18 protein-coding genes are annotated in these 20,623 nt (G+C 66.7%); 11 read left to right on the plus strand and 7 right to left on the minus strand.

Annotated features, from left to right (window positions below):
* Positions 1 to 91 precede the first annotated feature (91 nt).
* The 5 genes from rpoD to AKJ09_RS38740 all read left to right on the plus strand — a co-directional run bounded on the left by rpoD (position 92) and on the right by AKJ09_RS38740 (position 5,842).
* Positions 92 to 1,873 (plus strand): RNA polymerase sigma factor RpoD, encoded by a 1,782-nt coding sequence (gene rpoD, locus AKJ09_RS38720; RefSeq protein WP_420814265.1) that lies wholly within the window; start codon positions 92 to 94, stop codon positions 1,871 to 1,873.
* 127 nt (positions 1,874 to 2,000) lie between these two features.
* Positions 2,001 to 2,366 carry a hypothetical protein gene (locus AKJ09_RS38725; RefSeq protein ID WP_146652863.1) on the plus strand — a complete coding sequence of 122 codons (366 nt, stop codon included), beginning with the start codon at positions 2,001 to 2,003 and terminating at the stop codon, positions 2,364 to 2,366.
* Between the two features lie 41 nt (positions 2,367 to 2,407).
* On the plus strand, positions 2,408 to 3,703 hold the full coding sequence (locus AKJ09_RS38730) for a lactonase family protein (protein ID WP_146652864.1): 1,296 nt from the start codon (positions 2,408 to 2,410) through the stop codon (positions 3,701 to 3,703).
* A gap of 69 nt (positions 3,704 to 3,772) precedes the next feature.
* Positions 3,773 to 4,405: a hypothetical protein gene (locus tag AKJ09_RS38735; protein WP_146652865.1), complete on the plus strand. Its 633-nt coding sequence runs from the start codon at positions 3,773 to 3,775 to the stop codon at positions 4,403 to 4,405.
* Between the two features lie 387 nt (positions 4,406 to 4,792).
* On the plus strand, positions 4,793 to 5,842 hold the full coding sequence (locus tag AKJ09_RS38740) for a formylglycine-generating enzyme family protein (RefSeq protein WP_146652866.1): 1,050 nt from the start codon (positions 4,793 to 4,795) through the stop codon (positions 5,840 to 5,842).
* 92 nt (positions 5,843 to 5,934) lie between these two features.
* Here the strand turns inward: AKJ09_RS38740 and AKJ09_RS38745 are convergent, their stop codons facing one another.
* Together AKJ09_RS38745 and AKJ09_RS38750 are read right to left on the minus strand one after the other, a co-directional pair.
* Positions 5,935 to 6,447 (minus strand): hypothetical protein, encoded by a 513-nt coding sequence (locus tag AKJ09_RS38745; protein WP_146652867.1) that lies wholly within the window; start codon positions 6,445 to 6,447, stop codon positions 5,935 to 5,937.
* 103 nt (positions 6,448 to 6,550) lie between these two features.
* The gene (locus tag AKJ09_RS38750; protein ID WP_146652868.1) at positions 6,551 to 7,702 is read right to left on the minus strand and encodes a lysylphosphatidylglycerol synthase transmembrane domain-containing protein; all 1,152 of its coding nucleotides are present in this window, start codon (positions 7,700 to 7,702) and stop codon (positions 6,551 to 6,553) included.
* Positions 7,703 to 7,952: 250 nt separating this feature from the next.
* Between AKJ09_RS38750 and AKJ09_RS38755 the strand changes: the two genes are divergently transcribed.
* Positions 7,953 to 9,077, plus strand: coding sequence for a choice-of-anchor L domain-containing protein (locus AKJ09_RS38755; protein WP_146652869.1), 1,125 nt, complete (start codon positions 7,953 to 7,955; stop codon positions 9,075 to 9,077).
* Between the two features lie 24 nt (positions 9,078 to 9,101).
* Here AKJ09_RS38755 and AKJ09_RS38760 read toward each other — a convergent pair whose 3' ends face one another.
* Together AKJ09_RS38760 and AKJ09_RS38765 are read right to left on the minus strand one after the other, a co-directional pair.
* Entirely contained in the window at positions 9,102 to 10,382 is a 1,281-nt protein-coding gene (locus AKJ09_RS38760) for a nucleotide sugar dehydrogenase (RefSeq protein ID WP_146652870.1), read from the minus strand.
* A gap of 23 nt (positions 10,383 to 10,405) precedes the next feature.
* Positions 10,406 to 11,152: a tyrosine-protein phosphatase gene (locus AKJ09_RS38765; RefSeq protein ID WP_146652871.1), complete on the minus strand. Its 747-nt coding sequence runs from the start codon at positions 11,150 to 11,152 to the stop codon at positions 10,406 to 10,408.
* Positions 11,153 to 11,259: 107 nt separating this feature from the next.
* Here AKJ09_RS38765 and AKJ09_RS38770 point away from each other — a divergent pair, with 107 nt between their 5' ends.
* Both AKJ09_RS38770 and AKJ09_RS38775 read left to right on the plus strand, forming a co-directional pair.
* Entirely contained in the window at positions 11,260 to 12,729 is a 1,470-nt protein-coding gene (locus AKJ09_RS38770; protein WP_146652872.1) for a GTP-binding protein, read from the plus strand.
* Positions 12,730 to 12,790: 61 nt separating this feature from the next.
* A complete protein-coding gene (locus AKJ09_RS38775; RefSeq protein ID WP_146652873.1) occupies positions 12,791 to 13,387 on the plus strand; it encodes a hypothetical protein in 597 nt (198 codons plus the stop codon).
* Between the two features lie 23 nt (positions 13,388 to 13,410).
* Here the strand turns inward: AKJ09_RS38775 and AKJ09_RS38780 are convergent, their stop codons facing one another.
* From AKJ09_RS38780 to AKJ09_RS38790, 3 genes are read right to left on the minus strand one after another with little or no spacing between them, the layout of a single operon-like run.
* On the minus strand, positions 13,411 to 14,964 hold the full coding sequence (locus AKJ09_RS38780; protein WP_146652874.1) for an aldehyde dehydrogenase family protein: 1,554 nt from the start codon (positions 14,962 to 14,964) through the stop codon (positions 13,411 to 13,413).
* A 3-nt stretch (positions 14,965 to 14,967) separates the two neighbouring features.
* Positions 14,968 to 15,351 carry a lactoylglutathione lyase gene (gene gloA / locus AKJ09_RS38785; RefSeq protein ID WP_146652875.1) on the minus strand — a complete coding sequence of 128 codons (384 nt, stop codon included), beginning with the start codon at positions 15,349 to 15,351 and terminating at the stop codon, positions 14,968 to 14,970.
* Positions 15,352 to 15,401: 50 nt separating this feature from the next.
* Positions 15,402 to 15,755, minus strand: coding sequence for a hypothetical protein (locus tag AKJ09_RS38790; RefSeq protein ID WP_146652876.1), 354 nt, complete (start codon positions 15,753 to 15,755; stop codon positions 15,402 to 15,404).
* 264 nt (positions 15,756 to 16,019) lie between these two features.
* Between AKJ09_RS38790 and AKJ09_RS38795 the strand changes: the two genes are divergently transcribed.
* The 3 genes from AKJ09_RS38795 to AKJ09_RS38805 all read left to right on the plus strand — a co-directional run bounded on the left by AKJ09_RS38795 (position 16,020) and on the right by AKJ09_RS38805 (position 20,619).
* Complete coding sequence (locus tag AKJ09_RS38795; RefSeq protein ID WP_146652877.1) at positions 16,020 to 18,038, plus strand: serine/threonine-protein kinase; 2,019 nt, start codon at positions 16,020 to 16,022, stop codon at positions 18,036 to 18,038.
* Between the two features lie 164 nt (positions 18,039 to 18,202).
* Positions 18,203 to 19,120 carry a hypothetical protein gene (locus AKJ09_RS38800; RefSeq protein WP_146652878.1) on the plus strand — a complete coding sequence of 306 codons (918 nt, stop codon included), beginning with the start codon at positions 18,203 to 18,205 and terminating at the stop codon, positions 19,118 to 19,120.
* Positions 19,120 to 20,619: a hypothetical protein gene (locus AKJ09_RS38805; RefSeq protein ID WP_146652879.1), complete on the plus strand. Its 1,500-nt coding sequence runs from the start codon at positions 19,120 to 19,122 to the stop codon at positions 20,617 to 20,619. Before AKJ09_RS38800 ends, AKJ09_RS38805 begins: the two co-directional genes overlap by 1 nt.
* The last annotated feature ends 4 nt before the right edge of the window (positions 20,620 to 20,623 follow it).

Genomic DNA, 20,623 nt, shown 5'->3' on the forward strand with positions numbered 1-20,623 from the left:
ACCGACGCAGCGCACGCGGAACGAGAGACGACCTGGGATCGGTAGAGCGAGGCGCGATAGGGCAGAGGGCCCGCGCTGAGCGCCAGAAGCAGTGGAAAGAACTCCGATGGCGAACAAGAACCGGAACGGCAACGGCAAAGACACCCAGCAGTTGATGGAGAACGGCAAGTCGAAGGGGTTTTTGACCTACGACGAAGTCAACGAGTCGATGCCGGCAGACGTCGTCGCCGATCAGATGGACGACGTGATGAGCGTCCTCGGCGACGAGGACATCGAGATCGTCGACGCGGCGACGCAGGTCAAGATCGCGCCGAAGCGGATCGTCGAAGAAGAGAACGCCGAGAAGAAGAACGTTCCGCGCGCCGGCGGCGAAAAAGAAGAAGACGACGGGAGCTACTACTCCAAGTCGAACGACCCGGTTCGTATGTACCTCCGCAAGATGGGAAGCGTCGCGCTTCTCACGCGTGAGGGAGAAGTCGAGATCGCCAAGCGCATCGAGCAAGGCGAGCACATGATCTTGGGCGCGATCCTCAACTCGCCCGTCGCCGTCCGCGAGATCATCGACCTCGGAGACAAGCTTCGTAAGCACAAGATTCGCGTCAAGGAGATCATCCGCGACGCCGACGACGAGAACGCCGAGTTCGACGAGGAGGAGGCTGATCGCCGCATCCTTCGCCTCATCGACAAGGTCAAGCACCTCGACAAGGTCGCCCAGGACCTCGTCGCGCAGCTCGAGGCGTCCGCCGCGGGCCGCAAGAAGGGCGTCCAGGAAGAGATCGAGGCCAACCGCTCGAAGATGGTCGAGACGCTCGAAGAGATGCGTCTGAACAAGAAGACCATCGACAAGATCGTCCTCAAGCTCCGCACGCTGATCCAGAAGGTCGAACGCGCCGAGAGCGGATCCACCGAGCTCGAGAAGCGCACCGGCGTCGACTGGGACGTGCTCCGCAAGGAAGCGCGCGCGGCCAAGGGCGACGCGAACGGCGAGCGCAAGTTCAAGCGCAAGTTCGGCATCGCGCCCGAGGAGGTTCTCCAGAACCACTCGGCGAGCCTCAAGAACCTGAAGAAGGTCGAAGAGGAGCTTCAGCTCGACATCAAGGCGCTCCGCGACACGTACCACGAGATCTACACGGGCGAGCGCTTGGCCGAGAAGGCGAAGGCGGAACTCGTCTCGGCGAACCTCCGTCTCGTCGTCTCGATCGCGAAGAAGTACACGAACCGCGGTCTGCAGTTCCTCGACCTGATCCAGGAAGGGAACATCGGCCTCATGAAGGCCGTCGACAAGTTCGAGTACAAGCGCGGTTACAAGTTCTCGACCTACGCGACGTGGTGGATCCGTCAGGCCATCACCCGCGCGATCGCCGATCAGGCGCGCACCATCCGTATCCCGGTGCACATGATCGAGACGATCAACAAGCTCATTCGCACCTCGCGTTACCTCGTTCAGGAGTACGGCCGCGAGCCGACGCCGGAAGAGATCGCCGAGAAGATGGAGCTGCCGCTCGACAAGGTCCGCAAGGTCCTCAAGATCGCCAAGGAGCCCATCAGCCTCGAGACGCCGATCGGCGAAGAGGAAGATTCGCACTTGGGCGACTTCATCGAGGACAAGAGCATCATCTCGCCGCAGGAGAACGTCATCAACGCGAACCTCGCGGAGCAGACCCGCAAGGTTCTCAAGACGCTCACGCCGCGTGAGGAGAAGGTCCTCCGTATGCGCTTCGGCATCGGCGAGAAGAGCGACCACACCCTCGAAGAGGTCGGCCAGGACTTCGAAGTTACCCGCGAGCGTATCCGCCAGATCGAGGCGAAGGCGCTTCGCAAGCTCCGTCACCCGTCGCGCAGCAAGCAGCTCAAGAGCTTCATCGAGAGCTGATTCTCTGTAGAGTGCACGGGCTGCGGGCGTCCTTCCTTCGGGAAGTGACGCCCGTAGGCGTTTGTGCTTCATCGCGAGTTCGCGCGTTTATGGATCGCACCGCGGGTGTCGTGCTTTCGTTTCGACGATGAAGGCAGCGACGCGGGTGGGGCTGACGTTTGGTTTGGTGGTGAGCCTTGGCGTGGCGGCGGTGGCGGCCTGCTCGTCGGGCAGTCTGCCGGCTCCGACCGAGGACGGCGGGGCCCAGGACTCGGGCTCGTCGGGGACCTCCGGGAGCTCCGGGAGCTCGGGGACGCCCGGCGACTCGGGAACGTCCGGAACGCCGCAACGCGATGCGAGCGCGGCCCGCGAGTGCTCGCCCGAATGCCTTCGGAACACCGTCTGCCGCGCGGGGGACTGCACGGGACCCGTCACGTCGGACGGGTGTTGCAACTGCCTGCCGGGCGAGGTCGACGAAGCGACGTGCAACGTCGACGCATCATCCCACCAATGAACACTTGACCGTAGCGGTCGTACGCGGCACCAAGGTGAGCCATGCGCAAGCTTGCTTCGCTCTCCTTTGGTCTTCGCGTCGTGGGTCTGATCGCTCTGGGATCGCTGTTTGGCGGTCTTGCGGCGTGTGGTGACGATTCGTCGTCGCCCTCGAATGCCGCGACCGACGACTCCGACGCAGGCCCGGACGACGGTTCGAAGGGCGGCGGAAAGCCGGACTCGGGCGGCTCCAAGTCGGACGGGGGCCCTTCGGCGACCACCTGTCCTCGTTCACTGGCGCCGGCAGACCGGGCGCGCAAGGCGGTCGTCTCGCATCCTTTCGTGGAAGGCGGCGGCGCGAAGGCGAACGTGTTCGAGGTCCTCGACTACTCCGAAGAGGGCACGTTCTCGCAGCCGAAGCAGACGTTCACGATGGGCCCGGCCTACAGCGAGATCGTCTTCACGCCGGATGGCAAGGTGGGCATCGTCGCTCAGGACGACGGTACGCTTGGCGTCTTCACGTTCGACGATACGGGGACCGTTCGCGTCGTTCACGAGGCCTTCAAAGGCCAGTTCTATGCGAGCCGGGTGGTCGTCGCCCCGGACGGGACGCGCGTCTTCGTACTCGACAATCAGACTGCGGAGCACAACGGGGGCGTCTACGAGGTGGCTATCAACTGCGACGGCACCTTGACGGACCGCGGCCTCGTCATTCCCGGAGGTGGCGCCCACGTCATGGCCTTCCTCCCCAACGATCCTGCGCGCGCCGTGCTCGTCGCGATGAAGGCGTTCAACTCCGCCGACAACACGTACGCCCATCAGGTCGATTTTTCCGCGGCGACGCCCGCCGTGGTCTCGAGTGGCGCCGTGTTCCCCGAGAAGGATGCCATCGCCTCCTGGGTGAGCATCACGCCGGACGCCAAGTACGCGATGATCACGGACAACGGGGTCATCCACGGCAGCCGCATGGCGGCGATCGAGCTGGCGACCATGAAGGCAGTGACGCCGATCGAGACGCTGAATCCGGCCGCGTTCGTGATGTCGCCCTGGGGCAACGCGGGGCTGGTGGTGAACTCGGACGGTGAAGACGCGCTACGTGTCGTGACGTACGACCCCTCGAGCGCGAGCGTGCCTTTCAAGATCAAGAACGAGGTGGCCTATGCCGGCGCCAAGACCGAGCTTCCCACGATCGCTCAGGTGCTCGACCGCGGCAAACTCAAGGGCCGCATCCTCGTCGGCGAGCTCCTGGCCATCCGGCAGCTTACGTTCGCCGCGGATGGCAGCGTCACGGACAAGGGCACCTTCCCGGTCGGCACGGGCGCCACGGCGATCGTCGGCGCGTTCGGCATCCAGCCCTGACCTATCCCGACAGGTCTACAAAAACGACCGGGGTTCCTTCCCAAACCGCTATTTTCTAGGCCTGTCGTCATGAACCCCGGTCATCGGGCAGGGCGGGGTGTCGTCCTTTTCCTTACCGCGCTGGCGCTCACGGACTGTGAGAAGGGGTGCCTCGCGTCGTGGCTCTCGACCCACGGCGTTGGGGGGAGCTCCCCCGGCGGATCGTCGGGCACCGATGCGACCGGTCGGGGCCTGGACCTCACCGGGACGGACTGTTCCGACGGCCTCGCGCGATGCATCGAGGGGCAGGTGCAGGTCTCGCGAACTGCGCACCTACCGGCGCGAACAGGGCAGGGGAACGAACCGCGCGGATGTCCGTGGGTGGTGGCAGGGCACTGCGGAGTCGACTGCGCGGTCAGCGGGATCGAAGTCGCTGCCGCGAGCGATGCCATTGCCCTCGAGCAGCTCTGCAGGCCGTCCGAGAGTGTCGAGCGCGCAGCGCTTCCCACCGACCCACGGCGCGGTGAGATTTGCGCGGCGTCACGAATCGATTGCGTGGACGGCGTGGTCGGTCTCTGCGACGCGCCCGGGGCGACCGTGCGCGCACTGGGCGTGTGCGTTCACGGCTGTGCCGACGGCATTTCGGTGGAGCCTGAGGACATCCTGACCAGCGATGGAGTCGCCGCGATCCTGTGTCGGCGGGATCACGCTGAACGCCGGTAGCGCGCACCTACATACGCGAAGCGTACGTTTGGACGCGCGTAATCCGCGTGCACGAGCGCCACGTGTTTGACGGGCGTGTCAACGCGCCGACACGGGTGTGTTGGCGTTCATGTCACCCCCAACGACGCGATTTCAGGCGCCCCTCCCGACCTCGTGTCAGGAAATGTGACCGCATTCGCGCGGTGTTTGTACGATTTGAAATGGGTCGATCGAAAGCGTTTCGCGCGCTCTCACGCGTCGCGAAGCGAGGGGTCTCGTCTTGTCGGCAGGCGACAGAGACCTCGCCGAAGTACAGCGGAGACGCACGAAAGACTTCGGCCTGCCAATTGCTTTAGTCGGACGCAGGGCAGGAGGCCGTCGGTCAGAGCGACCGCCGGACGGATTCAAATGAAACGCGCGAAGGTCGGTTCGCTTCTTTTCGTGGGCGCAACCATTCTCATTCTGGCGGCACCGTCGGCGCAGAGCTCGGCGCTCGCTGACACTGCGCATCAGGCGCAGGACGACGACGGACCAAATCGCAAGTCCGTCGGCACCAAGCTCGGTGCAGGCGGCGCTGCGAATGGTGCGTCGGGCGCGGCTGCGACCAACGCGAAGACGGCCCTGGTGAATGCGAGTGTCCGGACGGTCACGCCGAAGGCGGCCCAGGACCTCGGCGCGTCGGGATCCTGCCCGGCCAACATGGTCGAGGTCGAAGGCGATTACTGCCCGACCCTCGAGCAAAAGTGCACGAAGTGGATGGACCCGGAAAACACGGTTCCGCGCCGCTGCGCAGAGTTCGCCCCGACCGGCGCCTGCCAGGGCAAGGCCATCAAGAAGCACTTCTGTATCGACCGCTTCGAGTACCCCAACAAGGTCGGCGAGAAGCCGGTCGTGATGAAGACCTGGTACGAGGCCGCCGACGCCTGCAAGGGGCAGGGCAAGCGCCTGTGCGGTGACAGCGAGTGGACGCTCGCCTGCGAAGGCCAGGAGCGACTCCCGTATCCGTACGGCTACACGCGCAACGCCGAGGCCTGCAACATCGACAAGCCCCACCCGGACGTCAACGAGAAGGCCCTCGCCAACCCGATGACGCGCGATGCCGAAGTCGCGCGCCTCTGGCAGGGCGAAACCAGCGGCTCGCGTGAGGCCTGCGTCAGCCCCTACGGCGCGTTCGATATGACGGGCAACGTGGACGAGTGGGTCGTCAACGAAAGCGGGATGCCCTACAAGAGCGGCCTCAAGGGCGGCTACTGGGGTCCGGTCCGCGACCGCTGCCGCCCCATGACCACCGCGCACTTCGAGCAGTTCTCGTTCTACCAGATCGGCTTCCGCTGCTGCTCGGACGACGTCGAGAACCCGACCAACGTGGCCAAGCCCGCGCACCCCGGCTTCGGCGCTCCCGCAGGTCGTGGTCCGGCTTCGAATCCGGCGCCCGGCGCGCTCGTCACCGGTTCCTGATCGAATCACCGAATCCTCGCGCAAAAAGCAAAACGCCATCGGAGCAAACTCCGGTGGCGTTTTTGCTTTCGAGCCTTGGCGTCGTCGGCCGTCTACGGAGCGTCGGCGTCGGCACCCCAGCCAGCGCCCGCGTCCTTGGGGGCCGGCGGAGGTAGCGCCTTCTTCGGCGGGTCGCCGTACTCGAGGCGAAGCTTCCGTGAGAGCTGATCGACCATCACCTGCTCGTGATAGCCGGGCATTTGGGGGATCTGGACGACGACACGCACGCTCCCGCCGTCCTTCGAGCGGATGAACTCCATCGACCCTGGCACCGTCTTGCCGCCGCTCTCGGGCGACTTGTAGTCGAACAGCAGGTAGCCGACGTTGTCGTCCTTCTCGGTCACCTTGAGGCTGAGGTCGACGCGCACGAGGCGAAGCCCGGCGTTCCACGTGCGGTCGAAGCCGTAGGTAGAGTCGTAGCCGCTCTTCGCGCTCGCGGGCGCCGAGGGCAGGACGACCGCGGCAGCGACGACGAGACCGGCGCCGACGCCCGCCACGACCGGTCGAACGTGCATGGAGACCGCCGCGCGCCGGGCGAGGACGGCGAGAAACGCGAAGTGCCGCATGCCTCTCGGCTACGGCATCGCGGCACGCCTGGCCAAGTTCGCGCCACGTTCGCGGCGAGTTGGCGCCAAGTTCGCGGGAATTCCCGCGCCCTCGGCGAAGTCGCTACTGGTTCGGCGAGAGCGCCCGCTCGCCCTCGAATCCGGACGGGGGAGCCTCGCTCTCGGCGCCGAGGCCGGGGGCGTGGGAGAGCGTCGTGAGCGCGCCGCGGTCACCGACGAGGAAGATGGCCGCGCCGATGATCGTCCACACGAGCTGGACCGCGTAGAGCACGAAGGCGTAGGCCGCGCCCGAGCCCGTCATCACGTGGGCAGGGAAGTACATCGACATGCCCGCGTAGATGCCGGCCTGGAAGACACCGAGCAGGCCCGGCGGGCCGGGGATCAGCACGGTGCAGCCGAGCATGCCCATGAGCGCGCACGCTTCGCCGAACGTGATCGCGCTGCCGTCCGCATGAACGACGCCGCAACCCCACGCGAGGACCCACATGCCGAGCGCGTTGAAGAACCAGTACGCCGCGGTCTCGGCGAGGAAGCCCCCCGCGTCGCGTCCGCGCCCGAGGAAGTGGAGGCCGTTGGCGAGCTTCTCCGCTGTGTCGGCCAGCTTGTCGCCGAGCTTCGTCGAGACGATGCCGAACACCGCGCGCGTCACGCGGTTCGCCCAGGCGCGCGCGAAGTAGAACACGGCGATCGTGATGAAGGCCGTCGTGAAGACGGCGAGCATCACGAAGCCGCTGGCGCGCACTTGCTGAACGGTAATCGGCAGGCCGATCACCTTCTGATCCAGCGGATTGAGCGTGGGCACGAAGATGAGAGCGACGGCGAGGACGATGCTCAGGAAGAGGCCGTCGACCACGCGCTCGGCAACGACGGTGCCCGTCGCCGACGACATCGAGATCTTCCCCTTCTCGCGGAGCATGTACGGCCGAACGATCTCGCCGATGCGGAACGGCATCAGGAGGATCGCTGCGAAGCCGATCCACGACACGGCAAGCACGCGCCGGCGCGGCACTTCGACGAACGAGCGGAGCAGGAAACGCCACCGCACCGCACGGAAGTAGCTCATCGCGATCAGCGTCAGGACGTAGACCGGAACGGTCCACCAACGGACGTGCTTGAAGTCACCCCCCTCTGGCAGCAATGTCAGGCCACCCTTCTGGAGTGTGAATACGATTCCCGCGGTGATGATGACCGACGCGATCAGCTTCGCGCCGTGGCGCCGAAGAAAGCTTTTGGATTCCGTAGTATTTTCGGACATCTGAACCGCTCGCGAGAACCTGCTCGAGCCGGCATGAATCGCTCGAACACGGGCGCCGTGTGGCGCGGGTGTGCCATTGGCCGCAGAGGGCTGGCTCTATAGCACGTTGCGAGCCGGAGCCAGGCCGTCCCGATGGGCTTGGCGACATGGCGGGGCATGTGTCATAAGCCGCCGCAATTCAGCGGGGGGTTCCGTGCCGATTCGTCCATTCGATCGTCCTCGTTCTTTGTTCGCCGTCGCCGTCGCTCCGATGCTGATCGGTGCGGGCGCGTGCACAGGGGCAACGCCCACCGAGCTCGAAGAGCCGTGGCGGGGCACGCAAGTCAGCGCAACCGAGCCCGCTGGCGAAGTCGGCAGCGAGGTGGGGGACGGCGAGGGCACGCCCGCAGAATCGGGGGATGGCGCTGGCGTTGGCCAGGGCAGCGGCGACAAGGGGAAGGGCGGCAAGAACTGCCAGGCCGACGCCACCAAATTCGACGCTCCGGGCAACGGCGCCGATGACGACTGCAACGGGAAGATCGACGACGTCGTCGCGTGCGACGCGAGCCTCGCTCTCGATTCCACCGACCCCATCGATGCGGCCAAAGCTCTCGGCCTCTGCGCGAAGGCGACCGGCTCGGCGTGGGGCGTCGTCGCCGCACGGTGGGTCAAACCGGACGGCACGAAGCTGCCGACCTCGGGCAATGTCTCGCACGGCATTTTGACCGGCTTCGGATCGAACTCCCCGCGTGAAGCCAAGTCGATGCTGGCGCTCTCGAGCGGAGCTGCGCGCGCGCCAGGCCAGAACGGCTACGGTTCCCCGTCCGGCGTCTCGAAGAACTACGCGAGCGGCGCGCCCTCCGGCTACCCGCGCACGTCCGACGCTTGCTACGACGCGCCGGGCACGCCCATGGACGGCGTGGCGCTCGAGCTCGACATCCGCGTGCCTTCGAACGCTACGTCGATGTCGTTCGCCTACCAGCTCTTCTCGTATGACTTCCCGTACGAGATCTGCACGGCCTATGCGGACCAATTCGTGGTGACGATGACGCCGCCACCGCCCGGCGCGATCTCCGCCAACATCGCGCTCGATCCTGACGGCAAGGTTCTCGACTCGAGCAGCGTCTCGGGCATGCGTGCCTGCAAATCGGGCTGGTACGCGGGCCTCGACTACGAGTGTCCGCTCGGCATCTCGGGGCTCGCCGGTACCGGCTACGAGAACCACGCCGCGTCGGGGTGGCTCCGTTCGACGGTCCCCGTGCAACCGGGCTCCTCGATCACGCTGCGTTTCGCGATCTGGGATTCGGAAGACGGCCAGTCGGATTCGCTCGTCTTGCTCGACGGCCTCTCGTTCGGAACGAGCAAGCTCGCCTCGGTGCAGGTGACGACGCCTTAGTCGCGTCACCGGCACCGGTTCGAATCACAAGCTCCAGTAACGGATACGGTCTCCGATGGCCTCGGGACGGAGCGCGCTCTTCACGTCCACGAGCACGCCGCCGTCGCGCACGCGCGCAGCGATGGCGGGTTCGCCCATCGAGAGATAGGCGTCGTGCGCGACAGCGAAGACGAGCGCGTCGAGCGATTGCAGCTCGTCGAGCGAGGCGAGGGAGAGGCCGTATTCGTGGGCCGTCTCCTTGGCGTTCGCGAGCGGATCGTGGATGAGCGCCTGGATCCCGAACTCGCGCAGCTCGCGCAGGATGTCCGGCACCTTGCTGTTGCGGATGTCGTTGACGTCTTCCTTGAACGTCAAGCCGAGCACGCCGACGCGCGCACCGCGCACCGGAATGTCCGCATTGACGAGCAGCTTCACGAGGCGGCCGGCGACGTAGCGGCCCATGTTGTCGTTGATGCGGCGACCCGCGAGGATCACCTCGGGCTGGTAGCCGAGCTGCTGCGCCTTCGTGGTGAGGTAGTAGGGATCGACGCCGATGCAGTGACCACCGACGAGGCCCGGACGGAACTTGAGGAAGTTCCATTTCGTGCCAGCCGCCGCGAGCACGTCCGAGGTGCGAATGCCCATGCGGTCGAAGATGATGGCGAGCTCGTTCATGAGCGCGATGTTGATGTCGCGCTGCGTGTTCTCGATGACCTTCGCCGCCTCGGCGACCTTGATCGACGGCGCCCGGTGGACGCCCGCATCGACGACGGCGCCGTAGGCCGAAGCGACGCGCTCGAGCGTGCCGGCGTCCTCGCCCGAGACAACCTTGGTGATGCGCTCGAGCGTGTGTTCCTTGTCGCCGGGGTTGATGCGCTCGGGCGAATAACCGAGCTTGAAGTCGACGCCCTGCGTGAGCCCCGAGACCTTCGCCAGCACCGGGCCGCAGATCTCTTCGGTCACCCCCGGGTAGACCGTCGATTCGTAGACGACGACCGCGTCCTTCGCGAGCACCTTGCCGACGGTCTCCGAAGCACGCACGACCGGCGTGAGGTCGGGAACGTTGTGCTCGTCGACGGGCGTAGGAACGGCCACGACGAAGAACGTCACGCCCGCCAGATCCGACGTGCTGCTCGTCATCGCGAGCGACGTCGACGTCAAGACCTCCTCTGGCACCTCGTGGTTGCGATCGTATCCGCGGCGAAGCTCGCTCACCTTGGTCGCGTCGATGTCGAAGCCGACCGTCCCGGGGAACTTTCGCGCGAAGGCAAGGGCGACAGGCAAGCCGACGTAGCCGAGGCCAATGACGGCAATCTTCTCGGTCATGGGTGTTTCTCCTACCATGGCACTTACGAGAGCCCCAAGATGGCGCGCGGCGCGCTACCAAGGAGCCGCTCTGCTTCGTTGCGCCCCACGCGCTTTTCGAGCAAAGCAATCGACTCGAGGACGACATCGACGTCTTCGGGGCGGTGGGCGTCCGAGCAAGCTGCCTCGTAGGCCTCGTCTTCGAGCAGCTTTTCGGCGGCCTCTTTGGACGCGCGACCGTATTTGCCCGCGAGCGCACATACGTCCAAGAGCAGAAACGCGCCCGCGTCGAGGAGCGGATCGAGGCAGCGGTCGTCTTTCCAGACCGGTTGGTAGCGCTCGGGATGGGCGAGGACCGGCCGTAGACCGGCACGCGACAGATCGAAGAAGCGCTTTTCGAGCCGCGGTGGAAACGTGTGCGGAGGTAGCTCCACGAGCACACCTCGCCGCCCACCCCGTAGCGCCGGGCCGAGGGCGGGGTAGGGAAGGGCCTCGTCGGCCAGCAGACGTGTGAAAACAACGTCACAAAACCAGTGCTCGGACGCGAGCAAGACCTCCGGAAGGTCTCCGCCACCTTCGCGGGACACATGATCCTGCATGGTGGCAAACGCGTGTTCGATGGCCTGGCGGTCGTTGTCGAACATGCCGGGGCGCATGTGGGGCGTCGCCACGACCCTGTCGAAACCGGCTTTTTTCAGGCCCCGAAGCATGGCGAGCCCAGCCTCGACCGTACGGGCGCCGTCATCGATGCTCGGCACCCAGTGGCAATGAAGGTCGACGAATCCTCGCAAGACGGCGTTCTCCGGCACCGACGGGTCGCCCGTGCGACCGCGGCCCTGCCCCGTCTCGATACACCTCCGTGGAGTGAGCGGCCAGGGGCGTGTATGCTCGGCCGGACATGGCGTCGGTCAACCCGCATACGCGGGAACTCGTCTTCAAGCTGGTGTTCTACGGGCCTGGCCTCGGTGGCAAGACGACCACGCTCCAGTACATCCACGCAGCCACGAAACCCGAGCACCGCGGCAAGATGGTGTCGCTCGCGACGCCGACGGACCGCACGCTCTATTTCGACTTCCTTCCCATCCGCGTTCCGCGCGTGCGTGGGATGGCCGTGCGGCTGCAGCTCTTCACTGTGCCGGGGCAGGTCTATTACGCCGCGACCCGCAAGCTCGTTCTCTCGGGCGCGGACGCGGTCGTCTTCGTGGCGGACTCCCAGTCGGGGCGTCTCGACACGAACAAGGAGTCGCTCGAAGATCTCCACACCAATCTCGCCGAGCACAACCGGTCGCTCGCCGAGGTTCCGCACACGTTCCACTGGAACAAGCGCGATCTGAGCGACCTCGTTCCGATCGAAGAGCTCGAACGCCGCTTCAATCTTCTGGGCGCGCCCTCCTTGGGTACCGTGGCCACGAAGGGCGAGGGCGTCTTCGAAGGACTCGAGCGCATCACGCGGCTCCTCCTCAAGACGTACGAGAACGATCCCAAGGTTCGCGTCGAAGCCGGAGACGCTCCGCCCGCGAGCCGTGATGACGAACCGCGCCTCTCGGAGGACGGCATCGCGCGCGCGATTCGTTCGATGGAAGCGCGGAGCGACGCACGCCCGGACTCCCGCCCCGACTCTCGCCCCGGCTCCCGACCCGAGGGGCGAGCGGCGGGCGATCCGCCCACGAAGATCTCGGCGGTCGTCCCCGACGCGGTCGCCACCAACGGCGAAGCGCGCAACGGCGAACGCATCGCCTCTTCGCCGCCGATTCCGTCGGCCGCGGCGGTTCCGTCGGTCGCGCACTCGTCGCACGTTTCACCGTCGTCGCGCGCCTCCGCGGGCACCACCGCAGTCAGCGCGGGCATCAGCCCAGGCATCGTGGCCAGCGACGTCGCCGAACGTGTGCCGTCTTCGCCACCCGAGGCTCGGCAGTCGGGGGGCTTCCCGCGCTTCTCTGGAGAGCACGTGGTATCGGCGCCGGCGCCCGAAGCCCGCAATTCGGATGTTCCTGCCAGCAACGGGACCGAAACGCGAGCGCTCGTCCCATTCTCTCTCTCGGAGCTGTGGCCCGCCTCCGATCGCGATGGCGTGAGACAGGCCGAGGCGATGATCGCGGCGCGTGACGCGGTGAACGCCATCCTCGCGTGCGACGTCCTCGTCACGCGCGTTCTCGCCTCCGCGGCCGGTCTCGTCGGAACCCTCGACGCTCCGCGCGATCCCGCGGTGGTCGCGCTGCTCCTCGGTCTCGACGGCGCGCGTTACCTCCAGTTCCGGACGGCCGTGCGCGCGGCCCGCCACCGAGAACAAGTGACGATGAAGGACGCCCTCGAGTGCTATCTCTTCTCGCTCGAGGCACGCCGGGCTCGCGAGCTTCTTCGTCGCTGAGACACGACGTGGGCGCTCGGGGTGGGGGGCGCCCGCCGAGCCTTGCGCAGACGGACGGGCCATGACACTCCTTGCGGACATGGCTCGTCCTCGTTCGCTCGCCGTTTTTGCCTTCGCGCCGATCGCGGTGCTCCTGCCGTCCGCGTGCACGACCTCGGTGACGGGGACGGGGACACGGATCGACACGACGGCCGACGGCGGGCCGCCGCCATCGAGCGACAGCAACGGGACGACGACCGACGACAGCCAGCCGAGCGAATACGATGCTCTTTTTGGCCCGCCGGAAGTCAGCTCGCTGACCGACGATTCCCTCTTCGGCCTCTGGGCCGGGGCCACACTCCATAGCGAGGTTCGCGTCGCGTTCGCGCGAGACACGATCGTCATCGCACAGAAGTGCGGCTCCGCTCCGGCCGTCGGGCTGTCCGTCGCCGCGACGGTGACGGCGAACGCCATCAAGCTGCTCGAGAGCAAGTCGCTCAAGAACGAGTGGGAGCCTTGCAGCTTGAAAGTGAGCCCGATCCAGATTCCGGCTTGCGCCGCGATCGGCGACATCGGCTGCTTCACCTTGACCGGTTCGGTGCTGGACGTTTCGGGCGTAGCCCTCTTCAAGAGCGAAGGCTACGCGCCGAACTCGACCTTCACGAAGCTCAGCGACTGAGGAGGCTTGGGGGCGAGCGCGGGCTAGAGCAGCTTGCCGAGCCGTTCGAGGAGCGGACCGCGCGAGAACAGTGCGCGGAGCGCACGGAGCTGCCAGCGGTACGATTTGCCGGAGTAGGGAAACCAGAACGGGTCCTTCGACGGCTCCGGCACGCGTGACGAGAGCACTTGCCGCGTCTCGCACATCTCGCGGAGGGCATCTTCGCCGTGGATGCGCCCGTAGCCACTCTGCTTGACGCCACCGAACGGCGCCTCGGCAGCGGCGTAGTTCAGAAGGACGTCGTTGATGACCACGTTGCCTGCGTCGATCCGCGCGGCAATGCGTTTGCCCTTCGCGCGATCTTTCGTGAACACGTAAGCGTTCAGTCCGAGGTGAGAATCGTTCGCCAGGCGGATTGCCTCCTCCTCCGAGGAGACCTTCTGGATTGGCACCACCGGCCCGAAGATCTCCTGCTTCATCACCGTCATCGAGTGATTGCAGTTGGCGAGGACCGTGGGCTCGAAGAACTGTCCGTCGGGACGACGCTTGCCGCCCGTGACGATCTCGGCGCCCTTGGAGACGGCGTCCTGGATGTGCTTTTCGGCGATCTCGATCTGCTTCGGAAAGATGATCGCGCCGACGTCGACGCCGTCGCCCTCGGGGTTGCCGACGCGGAGCTCCTTGGTCAGGTCGCGAACGCGGGATAGGAGCTTGTCGTGGATCGTCTCGTGGGCGTACACGCGCTCGACCGAGATGCACACCTGGCCCGCGTTGACGAAACCACCGAACACGATCGCACGCGCGGTTCGTTCGACGTCGCAGTCGGCGCAAGCGATGAGCGGGGCCTTCCCACCGAGCTCCATCACGCAAGGCACGAGGTTCGCTCCGCATGCTGCGGCGACGCGTTTTCCCGTGTCGACGGCGCCCGTGAAGACCAGCTTCTGGATGCCGCTCTCGATGAGGGCCTGGCCGGCTTCGCCGAAGCCGTAGACGACGCCGAAGAGATCCTCTGGAAGGCCCGTGCTGTCCCAGATCTCCTTGGCCTTCGCGATCGTCAGCGGCGTCACTTCGCTCGGCTTGATGACGACCGCATTGCCGGCGACGAGCGCCGCTACGGCATCACCCATCGGGATGACGAACGGGAAATTCCAGGGAGAGATGATGCCGACTACGCCACGCGGCGCGTAGTGGACGGCGCTTGCCTTGTGCTTGAGGAGGTGAAGGCCGATGTCGCGCGGCGCGAGAATGCGCGGGGCGTTCTTGCAGTAGTAGGTGAGGAGGTCGACCGTGACGGTGACCTCCTGGGTGAGCGCCTCGCCGCGAGGCTTGCCGCACTCTTTGCTGATGACCTCGACGATCTCTTCGACGCGGTCGACGAGGGCATCTCGCAGACGGAGCAGACGCTCGCAGCGCTCTTCGATGGGAAGAACTCCCCAGGCCGCCTGCGCGCGTCGCGCTCGCTCGACCACGGCATGAGCCTCGTCGCGCGTAGCGGCGTGGATCTCGCCGAGCAGCTCTCCGGTCGCGGGAGCGAAGCTCTTGACCAGACGCTGAGAGGTCGATGCGCCGTTGCCTTCGGCATGGAGGAGTAGGCCCATGGTTCAGCTCCGCTCGATGAGTTCGATCTTGTAGCCGTTGGGATCTTCGACGAACGCAATGACCGTCGTGCCGTGCTTCATCGGCCCCGGTTCACGCGTGACGTTGTAGCCGAGTGAGCGGACGCGTTCGCACGCTCCTCGGATGTCGTCCGTGCCGAGGGCGATGTGGCCGTAGGCGTCGCCGAGCGTGTAATCGGTCTTTCCCCAGTTGTGGGTGAGCTCGATGACCGTGTTGCTGTCCTCGTCGCCGTAACCGATGAAGCACAGCGTGAACTTGCCTTCGGGATACTCGTTCTCGCGCAAGACCTTCATGCCGAGCGCTTCGCAATAGAAGCGCTTGGACGCTTCGAGATCGCCGACGCGGAGCATGGTGTGAAGCATTCGCATGCGAGCACACTAGCGCGCCCGATCGCCGAGCGCGACGAAGACCCGAGACGTCAGAACGACCGCTGCACCGCCAGCAGCGCGACCGAAAATGCGTGGATGCGATCGATCGCCATGCCCGTGAGCGGGCTCGCAACGATGTGCGCGACCAATGCGCTGCTGCCATCAAGCCCGCCGTCGCCGACGTTCGCGAGATGGGAACGCGCGCGAGCGTGTCGGCGGTCGCGAGCATGTCGATGCCGCCACCTCCACACGAGCCAACCGCGCCGACGGCGAACACGAGCGGGGCGCGGCGTCTGCCTCGTCGCGTAGAGCCAGAGCGGAGTGGCGAGCGCATGCGCGGCGAGCTGGGCGCGGAGGGCAGGGGCGACGGCGGCCAGCATCCGCCGATCGAGCGTCCGCGACATGCGTGCCAGCCAGACCGACCGACTCGTGGCGCGGACCTGTCACCAGACCTTGGCGCGGCTGTCACCGCGCTGCCGCTGTCCTTCGGAACCTCGATTTTTGCGGGGTTTGTCCGCTTTCCCACGCCCAGACAGGCGCGCCATTCGCGTCCCCGCCCCGTCTCTTTTCCGTATCAGCCCTCGGACGCTAGGTGTGACTGCGCGTCGCTGATGCAGGAAGTCCTCACTGACGGGCCTCGCGAGGATTTGTAGTGTAGGATTGTGTCCGTGGCCGACGTCCTTGCTTCCGAGGAGCTCGTCGAGGAGCCGTCCGATTTCGGCTCCATGCGACCGGGCACGTGCCTCGGGCGCTACGAACTTCTCGTTCCGATCGCGCGTGGTGGAATGGCGCGAGTTTGGGCTGCTCGCTTGCATGGGCAGCGCGGCTTCCAGAAGGTCGTCGCGCTCAAGACGATCCTCCCGCATCTCGCGAGCCATCCCGAGTTCGAACGGATGTTCCTCGACGAGGCGCGCATCGCGGCCGCCATCCACCATCCGAACGTTTGCGAGATCTACGAGCTCGGCGAGGAGCAAGACACGCTCTACCTCGCGATGGAGTGGGTGACCGGCGACTCGCTCGCGCGCATCCTCCGCGCCTCAGGCAAGCCCGAAGCCATCGACGCCCGCGTCGTCGCGCGCATCGTCGCTGACGCCTGCGCCGGGTTGCACGCGGCTCACGAGCTGGCCGATGACAGCGGGCGCCCCCTCCACGTCGTCCATCGCGATCTGTCCCCTCACAACTTGCTTTTGACCGGCGACGGCGTGACGAAGGTCGCTGACTTCGGCGTCGCCAAGGCGCTCGGCCAGCTCCACGAGGAGACCAACGCGGGACAGCTCAAAGGCAAGATCGCGTACATGGCGCCGGAGCAGATCACCGGTGGCACGATCGATCGCCGGAGCGACATCTTCTCGCTCGGCGTCGTGATCTACGAGGCTACGACCGGCAAGCGTCCGTTCCGCGGTCAGGGCGATCACCAGGTGATGCACGCCATCACCAAGGGGGAGTTCCCTGCACCGTCGACGCTCGTGCCCGGGTACCCGCCCGAGCTCGAACGGATCGTGCAGCGCGCGCTGTCGCCTCAGCCTCTCGTGCGCTTCCCCACGGCCGAGCGCATGCGCTTCGCGCTCGAGGAGTACCTGGCCAAGGGCTCGCTCATCACGCAGTCGAACGTCGCCCAGCTGATTCGTCAGCGTATCGGCCCCCAGCTCGAGAAGCGCAAGGAACGCATCCGCCTCGCCTCCACGCCGGCGGGGGAGCGCGAGCCGGTGTCACGTAGCGAGCCGCCGGGCGCGATGACCCCCTCGAATCGCTCCGGCGTGCAGTCGTCGCCCAGCATTCGACCGCCCATGAGCGGGAAGATGACGCTTGCACCGCTGAGCGCCGTCCACGTGCCCTCGTCCTCGGGATCCTATCCGGGCGTGGCCATGACGCCGATGGCGCCGTCCACCGCCACGCCGCTCGCACCGATGGTGCCGATGCCAGGCGGCGGTTGGGGGCCGGGCCTCACGCCGCCTCCTCCCGGCGCTGGCGACGTTCCGTCGGTGCACACCCTCGAAGAGTCGTCGCCGCCGTCGATAGGCACGCCGGCGCCCATCGGGCCGCAGGATCCGCCGCCCGTGGCCGATGCGCCGGCGGCCGGTGCAGGCCAGTACGTCCTCGCGGCCGGCATTGGTCTCGTGTTCGCTGCGCTCATTGGCGGTGGCGCGTTCATGGTTTGGCGCGCGAAGGCCCCCGCGGCCTCCGCGGAGCAGCCGGCGGCGAAGACCGTGGTGGCGTCGGCCGAGCCACGCCCCGCCGAGAACGCAGCCGTGCTGACCGATATTGCGCTCCACGTCACGCCGGCCGACGCGACGATCTCCGTCGATGGCCACGAGTTGCCGGCGGGAACGCTGTCGATTCCCCGTCCGGCTCGCGGAAAAACCGCGGTGCTCATCGTGCGCGCGAAAGATCACGAGGAGTTGACCGTCATGGTCGACACCCTGACGAATTCGCCGCTCGACCTCGTCCCGAAGGCCTCACCGCCCCCGAGCATCGAGCTGGGCGACGACAAGCCGACGGCGGCCGCCGAAGCCGCGGACAAGCCGGCCGACAAGGCGAACGCCAAAACCTCCGAGGAAAAGCCGGAGGAAAAGCACGCTGCGCCCGCCTCGAAGCCGGAGGCGCCGGCCGTTCCCGCCGTTCCCGTGACGCCCAAGCCGCGCGGGCCGGCCAAGGCCGATCCGGCGCTGCCGGCCAATCCGTTCTGACGCACGGCCGATCCACCCCCCCTCGGCGACGCGACTCCGATTCTCTTCACAGTCGTCTTGGAAAAGCCGCGTCTTTTCGCTCTATTCTGAGGTTGATGAAGCGACGTGTACGGACGTGCACAAGCGGCTTCGCCTTGCTCGTTGCCTTCGTATCTACGACGGCGATGGCACAGGCGGATGAGCCTTCTCCTTCTTCTCCTTCGTCGGCATCGACGTCGCCCGCAGCGGCGGCGGACTCGGCCGCAGAGGCGCGAAGCCAATACCAAATGGGAACGCAGGCCTTCCAGGCCAAGCGCTACTCCGAAGCCGCGCTCCACTTCGAAGCCGCGGCGGGCTTTCGGACGAACGCCGTCGCGCTCTACACCGCGGGCCTCGCCTGGGATCTCGCATCACGACCCGAGCGCGCCGCCGATGCGTTCGGGCGTGCGCTCGAAGTCGGTGGTCTCGATCCCAAACAAACGGGGCTAGCGAAGGAGCGCGTCGGACAGCTCGAACGCACGCTCGGCACGCTCTCGGTGACCGCGCCCGAAGGTTGGAAAGTACAACTCGATACCTTCAGCGAGATGGCAACGCCCGTGCGCCTTCATGGCTCGCCCGGCGTCCATGCGCTCACCGTGCGTGCACCCGGCAAAGCGATCGAGCGCCGTGACGTCTCGCTCGACGCAGGAAAGGTGACGCCCCTCGAGCTCAAGGACGAGCCGAAGGAAGCGCCCAAGGAGCCCGAGCCCGTGGCCGCCGCGCCGCCCGAGGCGCCCGCGCCGCCCGCGCATGCCGAGTTCTGGAACACGCGCCGCGTCGTCGGCGGCATCGTCGGTGGCGCGGGCGTGGCCGTTCTCGCGAGCTCGATCGTGCTCGGCCTCCAGGCCAACAGCGCCAAAGACGCCTACGATGCGGGCCCCACGCGTGCGTCGTTCGATCATGCCTCGTCGCTACAGACGTGGACCAACGTGGCGATCATCTCGGGGGCGGTGCTTCTTGCCGGTGGTGTTGCGCTCGTCGTCTGGCCGGACAAGGAGTCCGGTCACGCGCATGTCAGCGTCTCGGGCGGACCCGGTTTCGGCGTCGTTGGAGGATCGTTCTGATGCGTCGCGCTTTCTTGCTGGCCGCGGGTGGAATGTTCGTCACGTTCGGGGTCGTGGCCGGCTGTTCGCTCGGTCTCGACGAGTCGCTCATCGATCGCCCCGACGGCGGTGGTCCGGGGCTCGTCTCCGAACAGGATGGGTCGAGCGACCCTTCGACCGACGGCTCGCCGCCCATCCACACGCCCGACGGAGGTGTGTGTACGACGGACGATGAGTGCACGACGACGGATGGCTGTCTGAAGGGGAAGTGCGACCTCACGCGGAAGACTTGTGTCTTCGACGTGTGCAAGCCCTCGGCCTGCAATTCGGCGAAGTGCGACGTTGCCGCGAAGACATGCGGGGCGCCCGCCGCGCATCCGTACCACGCGGGCTCGTTCCAGGTCGGCGCCGGCATCGGTTGCGGTGGCGCGCTCGGTCGCTGCTTCGCCGCCGTCTATCCGTACCTCTTCGTCGGAACGCCCAACGGCGTCGTCGCGTTCAGGGCTTCGAACCCTGCCGCGACCGAGGGCGAGAAGGTGCCGCTCGTGGGCCTCGGCTTCTTGCCCGGCCAGATCGTCGCCAGCGGCAATCGCGTCTTCTTCCTCGGCGGCGCGGGAGGCGCGGCGCCTTCCTCGCGCGTGCAGATTGCGTGGCTCGACGTTCCGGCCGACCCGTTCGCGGCGAAGCTCACGGCGACCACCGTGCTCGTGTCGCTCAATCGCCCGCCGGGCGAAGGTCTTACGCTGGTGCCTCGCGCCAACAGCACGGCGCTCCTCCTCTCGTTGTCGAGGGAAGCGTCGTTCCCGTCGGTCAGCATCGAGCCTCCGTTCGTCGAGCCGGCCGAGCTGTCGGCGACCCCGATCACGTTTTCGGCGGGCATGTCACCCGTCGCCATGAGCGGAACGCGCCTCATTCTGCAGTCGTTCGCGCCGAACGGCACCGCGAGCTTCTCGTTCGTCAACGGTGCGGGCAGCCCGAGCCCGCAGAACGCGGGCGACGTCGCGCTGCCCGATGCCGGTATCGTCTACCCTCCACAGGTCATGGCCACGAGCCCCGACGGCGCGCTCTTCTGGAACGTGGCGTCGCTGACCGGCGCGCCCAACCCGCCGTCTCCGGATCCGCAACCCAACATTCGAGCCGCGCGCGCACACTTCCTCGTGGGTGATGGCAACGCGAATTTCGACGTGGGGCCTGCGTTCGACGTCGAGGTGTACAACGCTCCCGGCGTGACCGCCGGATTCGGCGCAGGCGTCGTTGGTCCGGCGGCGATGCTCGACGGCAAGACGGCGATCGTCACCACGGCAACGGCCGGCAATCTCGCGCAGACGAGCGTGGTCTTCGCCAAAAAGGAGCCCCTCGGTCTCCTGAAGAACGACGACGGAAGCGTCCGCCGTCACGTGCTCACGTTGCCCGTCAACGAGCTCGCCGCCGCTGGCAGCAACGGTATCGGCTACCTGCTCTCGGTCGACTCACCGACGGCCGCGACGATCTACACGTTCGACCCTGCGTGCGCTCCCTGAGGGA

Origin of the sequence: Labilithrix luteola (assembly GCF_001263205.1) — a bacterium.
GTDB lineage: Bacteria > Myxococcota_A > Polyangia > Polyangiales > Polyangiaceae > Labilithrix > Labilithrix luteola.